The following is a 6257-nucleotide window of genomic DNA, read 5'->3' as shown; positions in this document are numbered from 1 at the left end:
GATGTTTCCACTAATTTGTACACTGAAGTCACAACAAATTCAATACATTCAAGAGGCTTTGTTGCGTAATTCGGACAGAAAACCAAATTGCCCGAAAATTGAGTAATTATTAAACAACATACTGAGTTTCAGGCATACCAAGCCCTGTAAGCTTGTTCAGCGCTTTAATCATGGCGTAAGTCTCACCAACTTGAGCGTTGTAGTTCCTCAGGCTTAATTTCCCACCTAACAACTGTTTCACTCGATACATTGCTGTCTCTGATAGCGAGCGCTTATGATAGCCATAACGCTTTTTCCACTTCTTGTTGGAGCCGTATAGCTTCTGACAACCTACTGCTAAATTGCGAGGATGTCCTTCCTCCCAGAAGGCTGCGCCTTCTCGTGGCGGGATAAGCGCAACCGCTCGCTTTATCCGTATGGCATCATGGCAATTCCTTGTGTCATAAGCGCCATCACCTGATATCTCAATGATTTTACGTAAACGCCCCATGAACCCACGGGGCGTTTACAAAAGACTTACTATAGAGCAAGCCTTATCGAGTAGAGATCTTGAGTGTTGGTTGGTATGGAAACTTCCTTCTCCGCCTAACTCTAACCCCCTGGTTGTTGGCATATTTTTAGGTTTGACGTTTAAACGCATCCAAGAGTGGAGTCGTGTCAGGGAGTAGAGGAGAAACCACTTTGGACGCAAGGAGGCTTTCTGCCGTGACTCTAATCCTCACGTAGCGGTAAGATTTACCAAATACTTTTACCCCTCCGTCTTTAAGACGTTCTCCTCGACTCAGTATTTCCACTTCTGCAGACGCGTCATACAGACTGTATACGGAATGCCTATGACAGTTCGTGATTAGATATTTCACTTCCGGGTGTTTTTTTATGATATCGAGTGTGTTCATAAACATAGCTACACGTGGGCTTGGTAGTGATGCATACCCTGATATATTGTAGAGACTTAATGGTAGCCCCTGACTTTTCTCTATTGTAGTGAAGGGACAAGTGTGACTGTTAGCGGGTTCTAACTGTTCATTTGGTGTGTCGGCAGGCACAAAGCTGTATAGGGAGTGCGCCACTAGGTGTCCGGTTTTATCTATTATGGTCGATAGGATTACATTGGGGTTGTTGAGTAATTCCTGACTGACTTCTAACCCCAAATAATGTTCAGTAAAAGACAGAACACGTGACATGATGGGGGATGATGCCTCTGAAGGAGAACGAACCTCTGGGAGCAACTTTTCTTCAATAACGTATGGGTAGTGAATGTCGTTAATGGCGCGCTCAAATTCTAATGTAAGCTTTGTGTCTTCCTTCGTTGTTTGCATCAAGGCAGTGATGTCTCCTCCAAAGGCTCGTATGATCATCAACTGTTTCGCCAGTTTCGGGGCGGTGACACCTCTTTCCCACCGACTGTAAGTAGTGATGTCTAATTTATCAAACGCAATGTCAACCTCAAGCAAGTGGTCAATTGCTTGCTGCTGAGTGAACTTGTGCTTCTTACGCATTTCTTGTAAGTATTGTGCAAATAGTAATGACAAAGGATACCCTCCGAATCAATCGGTTTTCGTGTCTTCGCTGATTCTGCTTTTGTTGAGCAACCGTACGATTTCAGGGCGAGATAAAATCACGGCGCTTTCAATTTTTAATAAACCATGCCTGAATGCTTGGCTGCCAATTTTTACGGCACCGTAAGGGTCAGGCGTATCGTAACCTACTTTTTCGGCCCCAATCTCCACTAAATAATCCAAAAATAAAGGACCGCTTAAATAGTGATAGTAGAGGCGCCATAAAACGAACAAAGTTGGCATGCACGATATCAAAGGCAGATTCACTGGTGGCGAAACGGCTGAGGCTGCATATCGCGAGTGGAGCATTTTTAGAATAGGGTTTGAGTTTGTCAAAAGGCAGCGTGCTATATGGGGTGATGAAGGTGGCGTCTAACTCTGTGCTATCAAAGAAAACCGCGAGATTGTGGCCAACAATTTCCAAGCTCTGTTTATCAATATATACGTTTAAAAGCAGCTTTCTTGTTTTGTATAGATAATGGAGGTCTAGTGCTTCTAAACCAGGGTAACCGGACTGAGAAGTGTGTAAAAAATGTTGGATACTCTCAAAGAACGTTTTATCTGCATCTGGGTCTATCGTTTTTTCAATGATGATGGGCGCTGATATGTTGCCTACGCGTGAGTAAGAGGCGGAATAGATGGCGGCCTTGGTGGAATAAAATCGCTCATACACCATTCTGCTCATGATGTCCTCTTCGTCCTCCCACTCAAGTGATGTCAAGTAAGGCATCAAATCATTGGTTAAGGTGCGGAGTATTTTGATTGCTCTCACTGGGTGTGGCGTTGTGGTGCCCCGTTCCCAACGGCTTACTGAAACCGAGTCGATGCTTACGAACTCGGGGCTGGCTAAGTTCAGGTATGCGCTGAGTCCTTTCTGGGTGAGACCTTTTTCGAGCCTTAACTTTTTCAAGTATTCTCCAAACAAATTACGCCCCCTTTATTTATTGTATTAACAATAATAATAGACGCTATTGTTCGAGTTGTAGTTTCTGTTGAGGAGTCAGTGTAATTTTCATGGTTCGTAGCATGATCCTGATTCTATTGAAAATCAAGCATCTTCAATGATCACTGGTATATTCATTCCCTTATGATCACGGCTAGAGCATTTTAATTCCAGTCTTTAAAAGGGCTGAGCGATATTCGTCATCAATAGCCGCTATCTTCTTCTTTCTTACCATGCTGATGTTTTTACTTTTATCTTGTTTGAAAAGACTTAGTGCGATTTTTCTCAATACATTGAAAGCTAAGGCTCCGGTGCCCCTACGGATACGCGATTCATCTTCTCTAAACGTTACATCTAACATCCAATGCATACTTTCTACTTGCCAGTGGCTTCTTATTGCATCCAATGCTTGCTGCGCGTTGAGGGGTAATGAACTGATATACCATCGAGTTTCCTCCGATTTTTTACCACTCAATTTTTCTTCAACCATAGCGGTCACTTTGATTACACTCTGTAAACCATCCCAGCGATAACCTTTTCCTAACCAGTTTCTATCAACGATTAACTGCTCACACTGACGAGTTTCAATGCGTCCATGACCTACACTAACTTCACTGTACTCATCATACGTCTCAGAAGTGGTGCCTTCTCGCATTGATTTATGCCACCAAGCTTCAAGCTCAGCTTTCATTCCTGAGTGATTGCCCTTTAAGGCTAATACGTAATCCGCTTTACCTTTCACTATCTGTTTAGCGATGTCTTTTTGACATCCCATTGCGTCCAGCGTGATGATACAGTTCTCAATATCAAGTAATGTGAGTAATCTTGGGATAGCGGTTACCTCGTTGCTCTTCTCGTCAACCACAACTTGCCCAAGAACGAGCTGATGTTGACGACTCCATGCGCTGACCGCATGGAGTGGATTTCGCCTCTCACGCGTATCAAAAGAACGTCTAGCAGTTTTACCATCGATGGCAATGACATCACTCCCTGTAGACTCAATAAGACAACTCATCCAGCTTTGAAACGCTCTCTCAATTTCTTCTGGCTTAAGACGGCATATAACGCGAGCGATGGTGTCATGCCGTGGAATACCGTATTCGAAAGGGCGATAACGTCGGAGCCAATCTAAGCGATGAGAACCAAAATCCTCAATTTGCTCCCAGCCTTCCGCTCCTGATAGGACGGCACTAACGGCTAAAAAGATAATATCGAGAAGTTCATGTCGCTTACATCGATCAATACGTGGGTCTTCAATTGCTTCAAAATGTTGGAGAAAAGAGTCAGGCATACTTAAAACATTACAATAGAGAATTACTAGCTGCTCTGATCTCCCGTTTATTCAAAAGTTCCCATTTATAAGGCGTTGTTAATGATATGGACACTTCCACCCACCGTCTAAACTTATAGTCGGTAACATAAATGAGGAAGAGACCATGACCATTGCAACTTTAGGTATCGACTTAGCTAAATCTTCTTTTGCTCTTCACGGAGTAGATTCATCAGGCAAAGTTCTTTTGAAGAAAAATATCAGCAGAAAGAAGTTGTCCGAAACGTTGACCAATATGCCTCCTTGTCTTGTTGGTATGGAAGCTTGCTCCAGTGCTCATTATTGGGCAAGAGTATTCAAGCAATTTGGTCATGACGTTAAACTTATGCCTCCGCAGTTTGTTAAGCCCTATGTGAAATCAAATAAGAACGATACCGCTGATGCTGAAGCAATCTGTGAAGCGGTAACTCGCCCTAACATGCGTTTCGTACCTATAAAATCGATTGAACAGCAATCAATCCTTTCTGTTCACAAAGCTAGAGAAAGGTTAGTTTCAATGAAAACTGGCCAAACTAATCAATTACGTGGGTTGCTGGCTGAGTTTGGTCTTGTCTTTCCTAAAGGAAGTGCATCACTTAACAAGCAGCTCCCTCTGGTTTTAGAGGATGCTGAAAATAATTTGACGCCACCGATTCGCTGCGTGGTTACTCATTTAAAAGAACTAATTGATGAGCTTTCTTCACGAATTAGTGCGTTAACAAAAGAAATTGAACAATGGCACAGTACGAATGTTGATTCTAAAAGAATCGCAGAGATCCCTGGAATTGGCCCTATAACTGCCACCGCACTTGTTGCAAGTATAGGTGACCCCGCATCTTTTAATAATGGACGGCAGGTATCTGCATGGATTGGACTTGTACCTAAGCAGTTTTCAACGGGTGGCAAACAAGTATTGCTTGGTATAAGCAAGCGGGGGGATGGCTATTTACGAAGACTACTAGTGCATGGTGCAAGAGCTGTTCTTGGGCACTTAAAGCAACAGCCAACCACTTATACTCACCGCTGGTTGAATGACTTACTGAAACGAAAACACAAGAATGTTGCAATAGTCGCACTAGCTAATCGGAATGCTCGAATTGCATGGGCTTTATTGGCTAATCAGCAACACTCTAATCCTGAATTACTATCTATCTAAAATTGCGCATGAAGTGGAAATGAGAAAACAGGTAAGACCGTGAGTATGGAACTCTGATTTGATCTTAGGACTTTCAAGTTCGTGTTGTTGATAAGAGCATGCTCAGCGGAAATCATTAAGAGTCCTTGAACTCGGATATATGTCTGCAATCTTTTACCTAAAACTTTCAGATTTACTACTTGCCAATAGGAAGTGTCCATATATGATCAAATCAGCTTGAGGTTCAACGACGCCATATTTGACTAATCGTTAGCTTCTAACAGGCATACCTAGTCCTATGACTTTGTTTATAGCTTTGACATTCGCCATGATTTCTCCCACTTGAGCGTTGTAACATCTCAAGCTCAATTTACCGCTGGTTAGTCCTTTATATCGAGACATTGCGGTCTCAGATATTGAGCGATAGTGGTAACCAGACTCAGATTTCCACTCCGTTATTGTTCCGTTTTTAAGAGCCTCTACAGCTTCATTTCTGGGATGCCCATCTTCCCAAAGAGCCGCATTCTTTCGAGGTGGTATCAACGGAGTACAGCCCTTATTTTTCAGAGTCTCATGGCAACTTTTTGTGTCATATGCTCCATCAGCAGATACTGTATGGATCTTTCTACGTAAAGGGTTGAGTAATGTTGGCAGCACTTCGTTATCGCCAACACTTACAAGACTGACTTCTGCACTAATGGCCTCATGAGTTTCTACATCAACAGCTAAGTGCAGTTTACGCCAAGTTCTGCGTTTTTCGGCGCCGTGCTTTTTCACTTTCCATTCACCCTCGCCAAAAACTTTGAGACCAGTCGAGTCAATGGCTATATGGCGAATAGCTCCTTTGGATTTATTGCGATATTTGACCTGAACTGTCTTCGAGCGTTTACTGATACAGGTGTAGTCAGGGGACGTTAGTGGAACATCTAATAGCTCAAAGATAGAGTCGATAAAGCCTTGAAGAGCACGTAAAGGAAGAGAGAAGATGCCCTTAATCATCAAGGCGGTTTCAATCGCTGTATCAGAGTACTGAAAGCCTCTCCCACGCTTACCATGATGAGTTTTGCATCGCCATGCATCTACGGCTGTATCATCTATCCAGAACGTAACCGAGCCCCGTTTGCACAAAGCCTTATTGTACTCCGCCCAGTTAGTTATCTTCTTTTTCGCCTTACCCATGTTGTCACCGCTCTAACCATCATAAAGGATCAGATCGCAGGACTTGGAAAAGGTTCAATTGATTTAGGCAACAACGCCCATTCAAGATCGATTTGATGATCAGATTTAGGTGTGATCATATACTGTTTTTTA

General features: G+C 43.0%; 5 protein-coding genes and 1 pseudogene. 1 reads left to right on the top strand and 5 read right to left on the bottom strand.

The window, feature by feature from the left end; all coding sequences use genetic code 11:
- Window positions 1-109 precede the first annotated feature (109 nt).
- The 4 genes and pseudogenes from A6D97_RS17000 to A6D97_RS16985 form a co-directional block, all read right to left on the bottom strand.
- Window positions 110-478, bottom strand: a pseudogene (locus A6D97_RS17000) (transposase); the annotation flags it as partial.
- A gap of 139 nt (window positions 479-617) precedes the next feature.
- Window positions 618-1499, bottom strand: coding sequence for a helix-turn-helix transcriptional regulator (locus A6D97_RS16995; protein ID WP_139074326.1), 882 nt, complete (start codon window positions 1497-1499; stop codon window positions 618-620).
- Between the two features lie 190 nt (window positions 1500-1689).
- On the bottom strand, window positions 1690-2484 hold the full coding sequence (locus A6D97_RS16990; protein WP_083190245.1) for a helix-turn-helix transcriptional regulator: 795 nt from the start codon (window positions 2482-2484) through the stop codon (window positions 1690-1692).
- Between the two features lie 172 nt (window positions 2485-2656).
- A complete protein-coding gene (locus tag A6D97_RS16985; RefSeq protein ID WP_065584870.1) occupies window positions 2657-3793 on the bottom strand; it encodes an ISAs1 family transposase in 1137 nt (378 codons plus the stop codon).
- A 145-nt stretch (window positions 3794-3938) separates the two neighbouring features.
- On the opposite strand from A6D97_RS16985, the gene A6D97_RS16980 reads away from it, so the two are divergent.
- Window positions 3939-4967, top strand: a complete 1029-nt coding sequence (locus tag A6D97_RS16980; RefSeq protein ID WP_065584869.1) for an IS110 family transposase — start codon at window positions 3939-3941, stop codon at window positions 4965-4967.
- A 249-nt stretch (window positions 4968-5216) separates the two neighbouring features.
- Here the strand turns inward: A6D97_RS16980 and A6D97_RS16975 are convergent, their stop codons facing one another.
- A complete protein-coding gene (locus A6D97_RS16975; protein WP_065584868.1) occupies window positions 5217-6125 on the bottom strand; it encodes an IS5 family transposase in 909 nt (302 codons plus the stop codon).
- Window positions 6126-6257: the final 132 nt, after the last annotated feature.

Origin of the sequence: Vibrio sp. ZF57, from assembly GCF_001691235.1 — a bacterium.
Classification (GTDB): domain Bacteria; phylum Pseudomonadota; class Gammaproteobacteria; order Enterobacterales; family Vibrionaceae; genus Vibrio; species Vibrio crassostreae_C.
Note: the sequence above shows the minus strand (reverse complement) of the source record. Positions and strands in the feature narration are given on the sequence as shown.

Bases quoted from the DNA above. Each gene is read 5' to 3' on its own strand.
- A6D97_RS16995 (WP_139074326.1), bottom strand. From the start codon at position 1,499: ATGCGTAAGAAGCACAAGTTCACTCAGCAGCAAGCAATTGACCACTTG.
- A6D97_RS16985 (WP_065584870.1), bottom strand. From the start codon at position 3,793: ATGCCTGACTCTTTTCTCCAACATTTTGAAGCAATTGAAGACCCACGT.
- A6D97_RS16980 (WP_065584869.1), top strand. From the start codon at position 3,939: ATGACCATTGCAACTTTAGGTATCGACTTAGCTAAATCTTCTTTTGCT.
- A6D97_RS16975 (WP_065584868.1), bottom strand. From the start codon at position 6,125: ATGGGTAAGGCGAAAAAGAAGATAACTAACTGGGCGGAGTACAATAAG.